Source organism: Levilactobacillus suantsaii (assembly GCF_014069315.1).
In the GTDB taxonomy this organism is placed as follows: Bacteria; Bacillota; Bacilli; order Lactobacillales; family Lactobacillaceae; genus Levilactobacillus; species Levilactobacillus suantsaii.
In genome coordinates this window covers 1,294,102-1,309,622 of sequence record NZ_CP059603.1, presented here as the reverse complement: position 1 = coordinate 1,309,622, position 15,521 = coordinate 1,294,102, and the positions used below count along the sequence as shown (strand labels likewise).

The following is a 15,521-nucleotide window of genomic DNA, read 5'->3' as shown; positions in this document are numbered from 1 at the left end:
GGCCCGACCACCGAAACACCGGCGATAATCCGCGCTGCCCCATTCAAAAAATGAGAGAATTGGCGTACAATGAGAGAATAGTTAGGAGAGTGACGAATTTGAGTAAAGAAATCACGGCGGCACAAACCGCCCAATACCAAAAGGCCCTCACGGCTGATCCAACGGCTAAGGTCATCGAACGCGCCGTCAGCCACCAAGGGATTTTAGCCACTGCGGCCGACTACGCCTCAGATGCCGACATGAGTCCGGTCTTTTCCATTGAATTAGACACGGGCAAGGTTGCCAACCAAAAGCAAAGTGGCCGTTGCTGGATGTTTGCCGCATTGAACACCATGCGGCACCACTTAGCGGACCTCTTTAAGCTCCACGATTTCGAGCTTTCCCAAAACTACACGAACTTCTGGGACAAGTTCGAAAAGGCCAATTACTTTTACGAAAACGTCTTAGCTACGGCTGACCAACCCACGTCTAGCCGGAAAGTTGCCTTCTTGATGGCAACGCCGCAACAAGACGGTGGTCAATGGGACATGCTGTGTGCCATCATCGAAAAGTACGGCATCGTGCCGAAGTCGGTCATGCCCGAAACCTACAACAGCTCCAAGTCCAACGAACTCAACAAGACGTTGAACTTAAAGCTGCGGAAGGACGCCGTGACGTTACGGAAGTTAGTGGCCGACAGTGCCAGTGACGCCGACATCGCTGCCGCTAAGGACAAGATGTTGACCGAAGACTACCGGTTATTGGCCCTAGCCTTGGGTGAACCCGTCACCAAGTTCGACTTCGAATACCGTGACGATAACAAGGACTACCACATCGACAAGGGCTTGACGCCCAAGTCCTTCTTCGACAAATACGTTGGCTGGGACTTATCTGATTACGTATCCATCATCAACGCCCCAACGGCCGACAAGCCCTACAACCACACCTACACCGTTGAATTATTAGGTAACGTGGTGGGCGGCCGCGCCGTTAAGCACTTGAACGTGTCCATGAAGGACTTCAAGACCTTCGCCATCAAGCAACTTCAAGCGGGTCAATCCGTTTGGTTCGGTTGTGACGTGGGTCAAGCGTCCGACCGGCAAAAGGGCATCATGGATCCGAACTACTACCACCAAGACGACCTCTTCAACATCGATTTCTCCATGTCCAAGGCAGAAAACCTGGACTACGGTGAAAGCCTGATGACCCACGCTATGGTCTTAACTGGTGTGGACTTAGTCGATGGTCAACCGACTAAGTGGAAGGTTGAAAATTCTTGGGGCGACAAGGTCGGTACTAAGGGTTACTTCGTCATGAGTGATGCTTGGATGGACAAGTACTGCTACCAAGTCGTTGTGAACAAAGAATTCTTGCCCGACGACTTACGGAAGGTCCAAGAAACCGAGGAACCAACGGTCTTGGCCCCTTGGGACCCAATGGGTGCGTTAGCTTAACGTAACGTATTTCCGATTAAAATCTAAATTAAAAAGACAGCCGCCTGAATTTTCAGACGACTGTCTTTTCGTATCCAATTGACCCACATATATGGGGACCACATCACAAGAACACCAAAGAAATCAACCGGGTAGGAATCACCCCTACATACGTGGGGAACACCCTAAAGAAATCCCATCAGACCGGCATTCTCAAAATCGCTTTAGGCCGTTTTTAGTTAACTCGTAATTTCAGTATACCGTAAATCACCAAGTAATACCTAAGATTTATCCCCCCAACACCATGACTTATCAAGTCCATTTTAGATTAAAAAATAGGTGTGATCCGGTTGCCTCTTGGGCCCCAGCTCACACCTAATTTTTAGTCTCAACACATGCTTCTCCATTTATTTCAATTTTTTCGCTTGGTTCACCGCGGCAAACAAATCCAGCGCCGCCTGTTCGGTGGACCACTTCGGGTACATGGTCCGTTTTTCAAAACTATTCGATAAAAAGACCACGCCCGTCTTGCCGTTGCGACTCAGGACAAAGGTACTTTCGTAAAAGTCCCCCAGGCCGTGCCCGTAATAGCCGGTACGACCTAAATGATAAAGCCCCCCTGCATAGTGACTATCACTCGCCGCCTGATGTAAGATCTGAGCCCCGGTCGGTGTCGACAAGAGCTTACCTTGAATCACCGCCCGTTCGGCCCGGAACAAGTCACCGGCACTCATGGTCGCGTTCCCGGTCGCCACTTCGACGGCCATATCGCTAGTCGCCGGAACGTGGGCTTCCTGGTAGACGCCCGGTTGGTTGCCCCCGTAACTCATGGTCCGGTGCTTGGTCTTACGCTGGAGTTGCGCAAAACTGGTGTGGTTCAAGTCTAGCGGCGTGACCAGTTGTTGGTAGAACAACCGGTAATACGATTCGTGCGTCACCTGGCGTAAAATGCCCGCCAATAACACGAAACTGATGGGTTGGTAATCAAATTGACCGATTTTATCCGGCAGGATGGTCGCCGTTTTGGCGGCGGTCTGGTAGACCTCCTTTTCGGTCAGCGTGGTGTTCGATTCGATGTCCCCCACCACCCCACCGGTCATGTCGAGCAACTGGCGGATGGTGATCTGGTCGCTATGCTTGATTTGCGGGTAGTACTGGTGTAAGCGGTCCGTCAGCTGTAACTGGCCCGCTTGGACTGCGCGCACGACCAAGTAACCCGTCAAGGACTTCTGGACCGAATTGATCAAGTACTGCGTGTCCACCCGGTTCTTCTGGCGTTTGACCATGTTGGCGTAGCCAAAGGCCCGCTGATAAACGACCCGGTCGTTTTTGACCACCAACGCCGTCCCCACGAAACGATGGCCGGTCAACGTTTGGTTGATCTGCGCCGTTAATTGCGGCGTCTTTTGCCCCAGATTCTTGCGGTCAAAGGCCGTGACCTTCTTCGCTCGGTGCGCCTGACTCTGGTCTGCATCCGTTTGGATGGCGTGGCGCGACTGCTTGACGTGCTTGTGATTGACGGCCGCGACCTCGCGCTGGTCAGTAGCGTCTAGCTGATGTACGCCGTACACGACACCCCCGATACCCCCTAAAACCACCAGTAAAATGAGCCAGTGCCCCAAATTTCGCCGATTCATGTTGAAACTCCCCCCTGAAAATCGTTTCACTATTACCCCTGATTATACGAAAAAGTTGGTTAAACACAATCCTTTCCCCTATTGCTTTAACCAACTTAAAGGTCTAACAAATTAAATTATAATGGTGTCTTGGCCAAGACGTTCAAGTGGGCATCGAAGTCATAACGAATTGGCTCCCCGTTGGCTACTTCCACCTTGGCGATGTCGGCGTCCGGCACCCGATCCAAGTACTTGATAAGTGCCCGCAACGTACTACCGTGGGCCACGATCAGTTGGTTTTTGCCGGCCAATAGTCGGGGGGCCACCTGATTGACCCAATAAGGTAATAGGCGGTCGTAAGCCATCTCTAGACTTTCCCCGCGTGGCTCCAGATGCGGGCTGAAGCGGTCATAGCGCCGGTCTTGGTGCACCGTCTCCAGTAAGGGCGGCACCACGTTGAAGCTCCGGCGCCAGATTTTGAGTTGATTGGCGCCGACTTGGGCCTTGACCGCGGCCTTATTTTGGCCCCGTAAGGCCCCGTAATGCCGTTCGTTCAACCGCCAAGATTTATACTCAGGAATCTCAAGCTGGTCAATGCACTCTAAGACGATGTTGGCCGTGACGATGGCCCGCTGGAGCATCGAGGTGTGTAACGCCTCAAACCGTATGCCGGTCTGCGCGACGATTTCGCCAGCTTGTTGGGCCTGCTTTCGCCCCTTAGCCGTTAGGGGCACGTCACTCCATCCCGTAAAAATATTATCTCGATTCGCGACACTTTCGCCATGTCGTAAAATGACTAACGTTGCCATGCCGTCACGCTCCCTTTCTCTTCCAAATACACTGCCTATGATACCATAGCCCTTAAGGGAAGCTAAGCCAACTGGTTTGGGTGTTGACTGACCCATCTTAGGCGACCTTACTCGCTCAACTAAAAACGGCCCGGCAACGTGTGCCGGGCCGTTAGGTGACTCAACCGCCAAAAGCTTTAGTGGGCATCACCGGTTGGATGATTAACTTAATAATTATCATTTTCAGTAGTGGTGTTAGCGTGTGGCAAGTCGGCATCCAAGCCGTCGGTCTCGTCCGCTGATTGAAAGTCACTCGCTGCCATTTCAGCCTGCTTGGCTGCCAATTGCGATTCGCGCGCCTTGACCCGGTTCCCCATGAAGGTGATGACTGAGCCAATCAGGATGACCACAATCCCCACAATGGTATTCGTCAAGATGCGCTCGTGGAGCAATAACGCCGCTAAAATTGGCGCTAAGCCGGGTTTGATGAAGAAGACCAGTGACGCCGTGGAAACATCGGAGCGTTCCATCGCCAGAAAGTAGAAGGCAAAGCCCCCACCCGTGACGCAGACCCCGATGAAGAACAATAGCCAGAAGTATTCCAGGCTAACGTTCTTTAAAATCGGCATCGCCACAAAGTCTTGTAACCCGTTGACGCTATTCAACCCGTTAGCTACGGCGGGAATGTGCGTCAGTAGCATAATTACCAGTAACTCGATGGATCCTGCCAAAAACGTGAAGCAGGTCATGGTAATCCCGTTGAAGTGGTGCCGCACCGACCCCCACCTAGAAACGATACTGTACAACCCGAAGGTCAACGCAGACCCAATGGCCAGCGCCAACCCCAGTGGATTGGTCAAATGCGCCGGGTTCACGATAATGACCAGGCCAATGATGGAGACCACCACGGCGATCAGGTTCGCCCGGCCCAGCCGTTCGTGCAAAATCAAATACGAGAAGATGAGCGCAAACACAGGGTTACAGCTAAAGAGCACGGCCACCGTCGACGCTTGGTCGACCGTGATGGCCAACTGGTAGAGCGTCATACTAATGATGACACAGACCAGCCCCGTTAGGGCAAATAAGGCCCAGTCTTGCCGGGTCAAATGATGTTGCTGCTTAGCGAGCGCCTTTAATGCAATGGGCAGTAAGACGATTCCGCCAATAAAAAAGCGAATCAAATTTAGTTGAATGGGATTGAACGCCCCACCCGCAGCTTTGAGCGCAATTTCCATGGAACTAAACATCAACGTTGAAAATAAAATATACAGCATTGTTTTTCTCAAAACGACAGAAACTCTCCTTTAAATAAGTGTCAGGCAGTCGACTAAGCGACGTGCTGAACGATGACCATTAAAATCGGAATCACCACTAAGCTTAGGAGGGTCGTTTCGGTTACCATGATCGCCGCATAATCAGCATCGGCGTGGTATAATTTCGAGACTACCGGGGCGTTGGTCATGACTGGCATGGCCGCCTGTAGAATAAAAACTTGTTTCATGAGTATCGGCATGTGCGTGGGCAGCACCAGACAAGCCATCAATAAGGGCGCAATGATAAACCGCCCCAGTAAGATGCCCAGACTGTCGCGGTCGATACGGATATTTTGGAGCCCGGCCCCCGCAATCGCGGTCCCGATAAAGATCATCGACAGCGGAATGGTCAGGTTACCAATATAATTGAAGTCTTGCATGATCCAATTGGGCAGTTCGATGCCCAATAAGACCAGCGCAACGGCCACCATGAACCCTAACAGCGGTGGCGAAAAGACCTTTTTCAAGGTCGCTTTTAAACTAAATTCCGCGCTCCCCTGGCCGTCGCGTTGGATCAAGTAGACCCCGAGCGTCCAGAAAAACGTGGTGTTGGCCATGTAGTAGACCAGTACGTACGGCAAGCTTTTCGACCCAAACAGGGCCATGTTGACCGGTAAGCCGACGAAAACGGTGTTGGAATTTAGAAACATCGATTCAAAAAGTCCTCGGTGTTGGGGATTAATGCGTAACAAATGGTACGCAATAATCGACAACCCAAACATAATCAGCATCGACACGATGGGAAACCGTAAGTCTGGCAAGGTACTTTTCAGCTTGGCCGCCGTAAATTTCGAGGTAATGGTACTGATCATGTAAGCTGGTAAAGCAATTTGAGTGACCAGCCGAGCAATCAGCTTGGGCGCCTGGTCATCGAACCAGCCCCGGCGCGCCAAAACGTAGCCCAGCGCAATCATTACTAAAATAATAAGCACGCCGGACACACTATGAACAAAGACCCCCATTTTGCGACCCTCCTCAGTCATTATCATAAAAAATTAAACATTCTTAAGTAACGCCACCCAGTATAGCACATTTCTCAATTTGGCTTGTTAAGTAATCGGTTCCAAATCCATTCTTAGCAGCCTTTGTGCCCCCTTGACAACTTCACAAGCGTGTCCGCTTTTCAACCTGAACCGGCCAAATCGGACTGCTAACTCACCTACTAAACCATTTACGAAAGTCCAAATCTATGGTGTAATAAATGAATTAGGGCAATCATTTGACTAACAGGGTATTAAAATCTTGTTAAGGAACGGCGCGCCTTTCTCAATTCGGTGACGTTCCGTTTTATAATGGGTAAAGATTTTTGACAAAAATGGGGAATAAATTATGCCGAACAATGGAAGTAACCGGCAGAGGTCACCGGAGGACTTTGAACAAGTCTATGACCGCCGTTCAGACCGTAACTCACATTTTAAATCGCCTAAGGTCCATCCACATCGACCCATCTTGTGGGTCATTGTGGCCATTTTATTAGTCTTCTTATCCGCAGGACTCGCCTATGGGTATCACGCGTGGTCCTCCGCTAAGAAAACTTTTAGTGAGACCTACCAATCTTCTAAAATGACCAAGAGCCGAAACGTTTCCAACGTTTTGAAGAAGAACAAACCCTTCTCCATTTTGATGATGGGGACGGATACCGGGGCTCTGGGCCGGTCTGACGTTGGCCGGACTGATACCATGATGGTCGCCACCATCAATCCGCAAAAGGAGACTGCTTATCTGACCAGTATTCCGCGGGACACCCGGGTCACGGTCGGTTCCGGTACCAACGCTTCCGTGCAAAAAATCAACGCGGCTTACACCATTGGGGGCGCTAGTGGTGCCGTGAAGACGGTCGAAAACTTACTGGACATCCCTATCGACTTCTACGCTATCGTCAACATGGGCGGGCTAGAGAAGATGGTCAACGCGGTCGGCGGAGTCGATGTCGTGCCACCACTGACCTTCAAGTACGCCCAAGCTAACGTGAAGAAAGGTGTCAAGGTCCACTTGAACGGGAAACAAGCCCTTTCCTACTCACGGATGCGCTACGATGATCCTAATGGAGATTACGGTCGGCAAAAGCGCCAACGCCAAGTGCTTCAAAAACTAGTGGTCAAGGCCGCGGGCTTATCGTCAATTACCCGCTACCAAAAAATTCTCAAGTCGCTTGATGGGAATTTGAAGACCGACTTGACCTTCGATGATCTGATGCAGATTCGGGCGAAGTACGGTGACGCCTCCCACCATATCAAGTCAGAGACCCTCCAGGGACAAGACGCAATGATTGATGGGGGCTCTTATCAAGTGCCAACCAACAAGGAATTACGCAAGGTCTCAAATCACATTCGCAAGACCCTAGGACTTAAAAGCACTAAGAAATTCACCACTGATGCCGCGACCGATACGACTTCAACCACAGGTACCGATAGTGGCTACGGCTATAGCTACAGTAGTAGCACCACGACTAACGGTTACGGTTACTAATTTTAATTGATAACGATTCAGAGGGGCCCAATTCACTGCGAATTGGGCCCCTTTTTTGATTTTTGGCGGTTGCGCAAAAAACGGACCAGGGGAAATTATCCCCTGGTCCGTTTAGTGCCAATCTCGTCAATCGAGATTGCTCTTTTAAAGGTTAATTCTTAGCTTTGCCCTTAGCGACGGCACTGTCCAACGTGCCGCTATCGTCCTTCAAGACTAATTGACGGTTGGCAAACGTCAACGTCAATCCGTTGCCCAGGTATGGTAACTCGTTTTTCGACGTGTAGAGTTTATACCCCACGTTGTTGGTCAACGCTACCGTATAGTCAGCATCTTCTGACTTACTGAAGACTAACTTGAACGCATTGCCGATGGTGCAGGTGCCACCAACGTCCGAGAACTTATTAGAGCCATCGTCGGCAACTAAGAAGATATAGCCACCATCAATGATTTTATCAGCTAAGTAGTCCTTGGCTTCGTCTTTAATCGTGATATCCATCATCGTTCCTCCTTCAAACCTAAACCATAGTATCTGGTTATCCTGTCAACACCCCTAAGTTACCACAATTAACGACGTGGTATAAAACGATTACACTCGCAAGTTTATAAGGTGAGAATAGCCGGCTTCATTTGAAGGTGATATGGACCGCATTACGCCTTAACTTTTGCTTGATCCGTGTAGACGTAGTCCCGCGTCATTGGTAACCCGGTGCCGCTCGGGGCCTTGACCAGTAAGTACTGCATGACGTCAATGTTGCCAGCTTCAAAGGACGCTGCACAAGCTTGTAAGTACAAGCTCCACATGCGATCGAAGGTTTCACCGTACTTGGCGATAACTTGTGATCGGACCTGTTCATAGTTGTGGTACCAGCATTCTAGTGTCTTTTGGTAGTGCCGGCGCAAGGGTTCAATGTCTGAAAATTGTAGCTGGGCATCCATGATGTGCGTCAGATTTTCGGCAACGTTAGGAATATAACCACCTGGGAAGATGTACTTGGTAATCCACGGATCGACGCCGGCCCCCTGGTGCTGACCGGTGATACCGTGAATCAAAGCCCGACCACCGGGAACCAAGAAATCGTGGACTTTCTGGAAGTAGAGACCTAAGTTTTCCTTGCCAACGTGTTCGAACATGCCGACCGACGTCACGTAATCGTACTGGCCCTTCACTTCACGGTAATCTTCCAGTAAGATGTCAACTTTACCTTCCAAGTGCCGTGCCTTGATCTGTTCCTTGGTGTAGTCGTATTGTTCCTGGCTCAACGTAATCCCCGTGGCTTTTAAGTCGAATTCTTCGGCCGCCATGAAGAGTAACGTTCCCCAACCACTGCCGATATCTAGCAAGCTCTGGCCCGCTTTGGGTGCCAGCTTCCGCAAAATATGGCGGTCCTTGTTCAGTTGAGCTTGCGTCAACGTGTCGTCATCGTGCTCAAAGTAGGCACACGAGTAGGTCAATGTCTTATCCAACCACAGCTCGTAAAAATCATTACCAATATCGTAATGGCTTTGAATATCCTTTTGACTGCTCTTTTCTGAGTGGGACACCTTCGGCAAATGCTTCAAGAAACTATTGTTCTTCAGAAAACTCCCGGCTTTGCGGTAAGCCGAAGCCACTAGCTCTTGGATGCTGCCATCGATTTCAATATCTTTATTCATGTAAGCTTCGCCCAATACCAGCGTTGGCTTATCGGTCATGGCTTTCAAGGGGATCTCCTTGTTCAACCGGACCTTGATGACGGGGTCACCGTCACCGTAAGTTTCGGTCTTGCCATCCCAATACGTGACTTGAATCGTGATATCAAACGCGTGACTAAACAGTCGCCGGTACATCGTTTTTTCTAACATAGCACTATCAATCTCCTCAACTCAACTATTAATTTTCACCGTTCCCCCTGCCGGGTGGGCGCTGGAAACCATTACAGAAAATCTATTGAATATCCTCTTTAATATAAACTAATTAACCCATCATCGTCAATTGACTCACCAACGTCAACGGCCAGTAGGGAGTTAGCCGCCGGTGGCTTCTAAAGTATTAACATCAGCAAGGCCTTTTATAAATCAATTTAAAATTTATACAGACAAAGGTTCAACCATCGGAACAAGCATATTTAGCACTATCGGCTGTTTTTATGATTACTCGTTAAACTTATTATCCCCATAAACCTTCTATGGGCTTGCTTAGTTTTGAGATTGTGCTATGCTGAAGGCGTTATCATTGGGTTTTCAAAGGAAGTGACTTGTCGATGTATCGGTTCTTTGCCCAACCACAAGTTGATCAGGCTCGCCACCGAATTTTCGGCTACGAGGTCCTGTTACGTCAACAAAAGCGTCACGTCTGGGTTCTCCCCGCCTCATTTACGGCCATCTCGGTCCCAGACCAGGCCCGGTTGCTCCAACAAACGGCGACAGCCCTGAACGTTGCCACGACCAATCAACGCCTGGCATTCAACCTCAATCGCCAACAGTTCCAAGACCCCCAAACGCTCACGACCATCGTGAAGTTAAAGCACCAACTAGGGACGGTACCGTTGGTCATTGAACACACGGAGGCGCCCAAATTATCCGAGTTGATTCCCTTTAGTGCCACGCTTCATCGCGCGGACATCCAGCTGGGATTAGATGACGTCGGCACGGGCGTCAACACCTACCATAACGTCAAGTCGCTATTACCATGCGTCGATGAGATCAAGTTTGCCATGCAGAATTTTCGGGCACAGCACAAGCCCGCAGCGATTCAACCCGAGCTAACGTTTTGGACTAAAGTCGCCCGGGAACACCACCTAGAAATCATCTTGGAAGGGATTGAAACTGGCCAAGACCAAGCCTTAGCCCATCATTATGGCATCACATTGCATCAGGGCTATTTATACGGTAAACCTGCTTTGGTCACCGCATAATTCAATCAATCAATTTAATACCACTTAAAAAGCGGACTTCTCACGGCACCAATCCCTGAGAAGTCCGCTTTAATTTTAACGGGGTTAAGCTAACCATCCTAGCCAGTAACCCAAGATACTCAAACCTAAGACTCCTATCAACAACCAGAAGGGTTTAACCCGATGATGTAACAACCATACGCATCCCAAGGTAGCGACTAACGGTAAAAGACCTGGCAACAATTGATTCAACAGGGTCTGAAGGGAGTAACCCGTTTGGTGATCAGTAGTCAACATTGGTTTTAAGGTCAGCTTGACCCACCGCGGAATCATCGCTCCCATCATGAAGAGTCCTACGAGTGACGCCCCGAGCGTAAGTTTCTGTAAAATACCGGTTCCCAGGTCTTGAATGACATCTAACCCGTGCCGATAACCCCAGCGTTGGGCCCACCAACGAAACCCTAAGCGCACAATGTTCCAGCTCACGAAGAACACTACCGGACCCAGGATACCTAGACCACTAAGCGTTAAACTTGCCGCAAAGGCACTTAAAATGGGGCGCCAGGTGCCCCACCACACGGGATCGGTCACACCAGCTAACGACCCCATCATCCCCACTTTAACGGCGTTGATATCTGCATCCGTGAGGGCTTGGCCGTTTGCCCGTTGCTCTTCTAGTGATAAAGTCACCCCCGTAATCAGCGATTGCATATAAGGCATGGTGTTGAACGCCACCAAATGTCGCGTCGCTGCAGTAGCCTGATCCATACGTTGGGTGTACAGCCGTTTAATGGCTGGAATCATGATGTAGCAAAAGCCCAGATTTTGTAAGCGCGGGTAATTCCAGGCCGCTTGTTCCAGTCCCGAACGCCCAAAGATCCGTAACTGGTCCCCCAACGTGAGGGTCTTAGACAACTGTTTAGGTGTCGCCATACTTGCCACTTCCTTCATCAAAAATCATCGAGTTCCCGGTCCAACGCCTCGTCATCGGTCGTCTCCGGAGTTTTTCCGGTCGGCGAATTGGGTCCCGACCCGGTGTGGTTGGGCCACTGCACGTACAACACAGCTAAAGCAATCGAAATCATGCCTAGTGCCAACAAACTTAAGCGCTGGTCCGTTGCCAAAGCAAAGCCCAGAAAGAAAAATGGCCAAAGTTTACGAGTGGCCATAGTGTTGATCACCATTGCAAAACTGACCACGACCAACGCGCCTGCAGCCACCCGAAAGCCGCCCCGCAAAACCGCGGGCAACAGGTGGTACCCCGCGGTTAACCAGTCAGCTGGCAGGCTCATCAAAAGCGCCGCTGGCAATAACGTCCGTAAGCCTTGCAAGCCAGCACTTACTACCTGTAACCGACTGATGCGGTGCAGGTCTCCGGCGGTAGCGGCTTGATCAGCACGGTTCACCAAGGGAATAATCAGCTGACGTAAGCCCAGGGTGCTGAGTTGGCCGACCCAGGCCAACGGCAAAGCCAAGATGACCCCCATTTCCACGGGCAGTTGGGCGGTCCCCGCGACCCACCAAGCCGTGATGACCGCGGCTAGCGCCGGGTCGGGGGCCACCGAAGTGCCAATGTTCATCCAGCCAAACGTAATCAATTGTAGTGACGCGCCCAAAGCCGCCCCCGTCAGCGGCTGGCCTAAAGCAAGCCCTACCAAGGTACAGGCGACAATTGGCTGTTGGAATTGCCATTCATCTACCACGCCATCTAATCCCGCCAGAAAGGCAATGATCAGCACGGCGATAATCCTACCACTCACATTTCTCGATCCCTTCATCAATCGTTGTCACAAAAAGGCCTCGCTCAGGCGCAATCCTGAGTGAGGCTGCCAGACGTTTAACCTATTGTGTGAGGCCTTTTTTGGCGGCCAGCACCAAGAAGTTCTGTTGGTGATCCGTGGGAACCGTCTGGGTATACGCGGTCACCCCAGCATCCTGCAATTGACGCGCCGCCTGGACATCCTGATCATCAGCCGCCACACTGGGCGTCAACATCGTGCGATGCGGCGTGTACGCCAAGTTACCCACGTTGACCCCCGTGGCCTTGAGATCGATACCCTGCGCCACTAGCGCTGCCATTTCAGGCAACGTTTCGGTCAAAATCAACGGCCGAAAGCCATCGAACCGGGCGTCCCGGTAAATCTGAACCATTTTGGCGCTCGGAATCACGTTGACCTTCACGGCCGGCGGGGCCGCCTGCAGAATCAGCGTTTTACGTAACTTATCTTGCGCCACCGTATCGGAAACGACCAGGATACGGTTGGGCCGAACGGCTTTCGTCCACACCGTCGCTACTTGGCCGTGAAGCAACCGACTGTCGACCCGTGCGAGTTGAATCGCCATTGTCATAGTAAGTCGTCATCTCCCATATCTAGTTGTAAATCTAAGTGGCGAATCCCGCCCCGCGCCGTTTGCTCTAGGTGCGGGATCACCTGATCTAAAGATTGTTGCTGTAAAGCCAAGGCTTCAATCAACATGGGCAGGTTCACGCCCGCCAGTAACCCGTAGGTCCGCGGATGCGTCGCCACTAGTTGACTCGCCGTGTTGAACGGTGAGCCGCCCCAAAGGTCGACCAAAAATAAGAGTTCCGTCATGGCCGTCATCTGATCAATCGCGTGTTGATAGCGCTGCGTCAGCGTTTCGATACTCTCATTAGCCGCCAATGAGACGGCCGCAACGTTATGTGTCTTTCCAAAAATCATTTCGGCACTTTGCAAAATGCCGTGGGCAAAATCTCCATGTCCCGTTACAATTATGGCCAGCATGCTGCCACCTCTTCAACGTTTCCTTTTAAATTTAGACTGACTTTAATATAGCATAAAAGAGCGGTTACATCTACCTTACTCCGTAACCCTAACCCAATAATCTCAGCATTTCGGCCGGGGTCTGAAAGGAGACATCGGGTACCAAATCCGGGTGCTTGCCATTCCAAGCCGCCAGTCCGAATTCGACTTGCGCCGCGTGGGCCGCCTCGACGTCATACAGGGTGTCACCCACATAAACCGTGCTGGCTGGGTCGGCTCCTAGCCGTTGCATGGCTAGTAAGATGCCATCTGGTGCGGGCTTGCCGTGGGCCACATCTTCGGCGACCACGGCCTGACTAAAGTAAGGGGCCAACCCCTCATGGACCACGTCTCGGTCGTATTCAAACCGACGTTTCGATGTCATGATGGCCAGTTGGGCCCCCCGCGTCTGCAACGCTTGTAACGCGGCTTTGACCCCGTCGTAGACCGCAACGGTTGCACGATAATCGGCTGTCCGGGGCCCCCACAACGCCAATACCTCCTCGACATCGGGCACCTGCAAACGAATCAAGGCGTCACGACTGGGAATGCCAAAGGTCGTGGCCAGTTCCGCGTAGGGACGATCCATCCCCCGTTCGTGTAGAATCGCCTGCAGCGACTTGATGTACATCGCCTCGGTGTCCAGTAAGGTGCCATCAATATCAAAAATAAAACTTTTCATAGTTGCCTCCTTGATTACTAGTTAATGAATCCATCAAAAAAGGGAAGCTGATCGCTTATGATCACCTTCCCTAGTGTAGCATGCTTTTAAATTTACGACTCAAACTTCGGTTGCGCGTCGGTCGGAACCGCGGCTTCGTCCGCTTGGTCCGCTGACAAGAAGTCTTCGGAACGCTTCAAGTTCCGCAGTTGGTGTACGGCCCGAATCCAGGATGGCACCAAGATAGCGCAGGAGCCTAACCAAGCCAGTGGTTCCGCCGAAACGGCCCCGCTATAACCAAAGGCCTCGACCATAAACAAAGCGGCAAAGACCCGCATGGTCAATTCGCCGACCCCAGCTAGAGTTGGCAGTACCCGCCGACCTAAGCCCTGCAGGGTATTTCGAATGATGAACAGGACACTCAACAAGAGGTAAGTGCTCCCAATGATGTTGAAGTAGGTCTGGGATAATTGAATAACGTGTTCATCGGCAGTCCCGATGATCAACGTGACGATTGGCTTGCCAAAGAAGATGACTAAGCTTCCCGCAGCGACCGCAAAGATGCCAGATAACCAGAGGGTCTTCTTAACCCCTTCGAGGATCCGGCCATACTTGCCGGCCCCAAAGTTTTGGGCCGCGAAAGTCGCCATGGTGACCCCAAACGAGGACATCGGCAACGAGCACAGTTGGTCAACCTTGGACGCTGCCGTGGAAGCCGCTACGGAATCGGTCCCTAAGGAGTTCAATGCTGCCTGCATCACCATCGTCCCAATGGCAATGATGGAGAGTTGAAAGCCCATCGGCATCCCAGTGGAGAAGTGGTCCCAGAGTTCCTTGATAGTGACCGTAAAGTCGGACTTAGAGATGTGCAGAACCGGGATTGAGCGCATAATATACAAGACGCACAATAAAGAAGCCACGACCTGTGAGATCACGGTCGCCCAACCGGCACCGGCCACGCCCATGTGGAAAACCAGAATGAAGAGGAGTTCCAAAACAACGTTGACGATGGTCCCGATGACCAAGAAAATCAGTGGCGTCCGCGAATCACCCAGCGCCCGAATAATGTTCGAGAGCAGGTTGAAGGCCATTGACGCAAAAATCCCGATGAAGATAATGCTGATGAACGTCCGCGCATTAGCAAAAATGGACGCTGGCGTTTGCATCAACTTCAAAATAGGGTCGACAAATGTCAGGGCCAACGCCGTCAAGACAATCGTCATTAAAATCGAAATGACAATGCTCGCCGCAAACGACCGCCGCACGCCGTGATAATCACGAGCGCCGTAACGCGTCGCGGTAATGATGGCTAACCCGGCAGTCAGACCTTGAGCGAACCCAATAATCAAAAAGTTAATGGACCCCGTGGCGCCGACTGCGGCCAGGGCTTTGACCCCCAAAGTCTGCCCGACAACCACGGTATCAGAAACGTTATATAATTGTTGGAATAAATTACCTATTAACAGTGGAATCGTAAAAAAGAAAATAAGCTTTAAGGGCTTCCCCGTGGTTAAGTCGTTCATATGCCGACCTCCTTTGAAAATTTTGCCCGTGTTTTCAAGCACAGGACCATTACTATACCGCCTCTCAGCAGAATTGTCACCTA

The 15,521-nt window shown here is 51.1% G+C and carries 15 protein-coding genes; 3 read left to right on the top strand and 12 right to left on the bottom strand.

Annotation, left to right across the window (positions count from 1 at the left end; genetic code table 11):
• Positions 1-98 precede the first annotated feature (98 nt).
• On the top strand, positions 99-1,433 hold the full coding sequence (locus H3M12_RS06005; RefSeq protein ID WP_129031218.1) for a C1 family peptidase: 1,335 nt from the start codon (positions 99-101) through the stop codon (positions 1,431-1,433).
• 386 nt (positions 1,434-1,819) lie between these two features.
• Here H3M12_RS06005 and H3M12_RS06000 read toward each other — a convergent pair whose 3' ends face one another.
• From H3M12_RS06000 to H3M12_RS05985, 4 genes are all read right to left on the bottom strand, one after another.
• Positions 1,820-3,049, bottom strand: a complete 1,230-nt coding sequence (locus H3M12_RS06000) for a serine hydrolase domain-containing protein (protein WP_129033416.1) — start codon at positions 3,047-3,049, stop codon at positions 1,820-1,822.
• Between the two features lie 116 nt (positions 3,050-3,165).
• Complete coding sequence (locus H3M12_RS05995; protein ID WP_129033415.1) at positions 3,166-3,837, bottom strand: 2,3-bisphosphoglycerate-dependent phosphoglycerate mutase; 672 nt, start codon at positions 3,835-3,837, stop codon at positions 3,166-3,168.
• A 206-nt stretch (positions 3,838-4,043) separates the two neighbouring features.
• Positions 4,044-5,102: a DMT family transporter gene (locus H3M12_RS05990; protein WP_182150510.1), complete on the bottom strand. Its 1,059-nt coding sequence runs from the start codon at positions 5,100-5,102 to the stop codon at positions 4,044-4,046.
• Positions 5,103-5,143: 41 nt separating this feature from the next.
• Positions 5,144-6,091, bottom strand: a complete 948-nt coding sequence (locus tag H3M12_RS05985; RefSeq protein WP_129033413.1) for an AEC family transporter — start codon at positions 6,089-6,091, stop codon at positions 5,144-5,146.
• A gap of 367 nt (positions 6,092-6,458) precedes the next feature.
• On the opposite strand from H3M12_RS05985, the gene H3M12_RS05980 reads away from it, so the two are divergent.
• On the top strand, positions 6,459-7,598 hold the full coding sequence (locus H3M12_RS05980) for an LCP family glycopolymer transferase (RefSeq protein WP_129033279.1): 1,140 nt from the start codon (positions 6,459-6,461) through the stop codon (positions 7,596-7,598).
• Between the two features lie 151 nt (positions 7,599-7,749).
• Here the strand turns inward: H3M12_RS05980 and H3M12_RS05975 are convergent, their stop codons facing one another.
• Positions 7,750-8,094: an iron-sulfur cluster biosynthesis family protein gene (locus tag H3M12_RS05975; protein WP_170955013.1), complete on the bottom strand. Its 345-nt coding sequence runs from the start codon at positions 8,092-8,094 to the stop codon at positions 7,750-7,752.
• A 152-nt stretch (positions 8,095-8,246) separates the two neighbouring features.
• Complete coding sequence (locus tag H3M12_RS05970; RefSeq protein ID WP_129033277.1) at positions 8,247-9,440, bottom strand: SAM-dependent methyltransferase; 1,194 nt, start codon at positions 9,438-9,440, stop codon at positions 8,247-8,249.
• A gap of 398 nt (positions 9,441-9,838) precedes the next feature.
• On the opposite strand from H3M12_RS05970, the gene H3M12_RS05965 reads away from it, so the two are divergent.
• On the top strand, positions 9,839-10,492 hold the full coding sequence (locus H3M12_RS05965) for an EAL domain-containing protein (RefSeq protein WP_129033276.1): 654 nt from the start codon (positions 9,839-9,841) through the stop codon (positions 10,490-10,492).
• Between the two features lie 84 nt (positions 10,493-10,576).
• On the opposite strand, the gene H3M12_RS05960 is transcribed toward H3M12_RS05965, so the two are convergent.
• The 6 genes from H3M12_RS05960 to H3M12_RS05935 all read right to left on the bottom strand — a co-directional run bounded on the left by H3M12_RS05960 (position 10,577) and on the right by H3M12_RS05935 (position 15,438).
• The gene (locus tag H3M12_RS05960; protein ID WP_170955012.1) at positions 10,577-11,404 is read right to left on the bottom strand and encodes a PTS system mannose/fructose/sorbose family transporter subunit IID; all 828 of its coding nucleotides are present in this window, start codon (positions 11,402-11,404) and stop codon (positions 10,577-10,579) included.
• A gap of 17 nt (positions 11,405-11,421) precedes the next feature.
• Positions 11,422-12,231 (bottom strand): PTS sugar transporter subunit IIC, encoded by an 810-nt coding sequence (locus H3M12_RS05955; protein ID WP_225423572.1) that lies wholly within the window; start codon positions 12,229-12,231, stop codon positions 11,422-11,424.
• An 82-nt stretch (positions 12,232-12,313) separates the two neighbouring features.
• Positions 12,314-12,820, bottom strand: a complete 507-nt coding sequence (locus H3M12_RS05950) for a PTS system mannose/fructose/N-acetylgalactosamine-transporter subunit IIB (protein ID WP_129033273.1) — start codon at positions 12,818-12,820, stop codon at positions 12,314-12,316.
• Complete coding sequence (locus H3M12_RS05945; RefSeq protein WP_129033272.1) at positions 12,817-13,236, bottom strand: PTS sugar transporter subunit IIA; 420 nt, start codon at positions 13,234-13,236, stop codon at positions 12,817-12,819. The genes H3M12_RS05950 and H3M12_RS05945 overlap by 4 nt, the downstream gene beginning before the upstream one ends.
• A gap of 88 nt (positions 13,237-13,324) precedes the next feature.
• A complete protein-coding gene (locus H3M12_RS05940) occupies positions 13,325-13,936 on the bottom strand; it encodes an HAD family hydrolase (RefSeq protein ID WP_129033271.1) in 612 nt (203 codons plus the stop codon).
• A 92-nt stretch (positions 13,937-14,028) separates the two neighbouring features.
• Positions 14,029-15,438, bottom strand: coding sequence for an MATE family efflux transporter (locus H3M12_RS05935; protein ID WP_225423571.1), 1,410 nt, complete (start codon positions 15,436-15,438; stop codon positions 14,029-14,031).
• Between the last annotated feature and the right edge of the window lie 83 nt (positions 15,439-15,521).

Bases quoted from the DNA above. Each gene is read 5' to 3' on its own strand.
- H3M12_RS06000 (WP_129033416.1), bottom strand. From the start codon at position 3,049: ATGAATCGGCGAAATTTGGGGCACTGGCTCATTTTACTGGTGGTTTTA.
- H3M12_RS05975 (WP_170955013.1), bottom strand. From the start codon at position 8,094: ATGGATATCACGATTAAAGACGAAGCCAAGGACTACTTAGCTGATAAA.
- H3M12_RS05945 (WP_129033272.1), bottom strand. From the start codon at position 13,236: ATGCTGGCCATAATTGTAACGGGACATGGAGATTTTGCCCACGGCATT.
- H3M12_RS05950 (WP_129033273.1), bottom strand. From the start codon at position 12,820: ATGACAATGGCGATTCAACTCGCACGGGTCGACAGTCGGTTGCTTCAC.
- H3M12_RS05980 (WP_129033279.1), top strand. From the start codon at position 6,459: ATGCCGAACAATGGAAGTAACCGGCAGAGGTCACCGGAGGACTTTGAA.
- H3M12_RS05940 (WP_129033271.1), bottom strand. From the start codon at position 13,936: ATGAAAAGTTTTATTTTTGATATTGATGGCACCTTACTGGACACCGAG.
- H3M12_RS05965 (WP_129033276.1), top strand. From the start codon at position 9,839: ATGTATCGGTTCTTTGCCCAACCACAAGTTGATCAGGCTCGCCACCGA.
- H3M12_RS05995 (WP_129033415.1), bottom strand. From the start codon at position 3,837: ATGGCAACGTTAGTCATTTTACGACATGGCGAAAGTGTCGCGAATCGA.
- H3M12_RS05960 (WP_170955012.1), bottom strand. From the start codon at position 11,404: ATGGCGACACCTAAACAGTTGTCTAAGACCCTCACGTTGGGGGACCAG.
- H3M12_RS05985 (WP_129033413.1), bottom strand. From the start codon at position 6,091: ATGGGGGTCTTTGTTCATAGTGTGTCCGGCGTGCTTATTATTTTAGTA.
- H3M12_RS05935 (WP_225423571.1), bottom strand. From the start codon at position 15,438: ATGAACGACTTAACCACGGGGAAGCCCTTAAAGCTTATTTTCTTTTTT.
- H3M12_RS05970 (WP_129033277.1), bottom strand. From the start codon at position 9,440: ATGTTAGAAAAAACGATGTACCGGCGACTGTTTAGTCACGCGTTTGAT.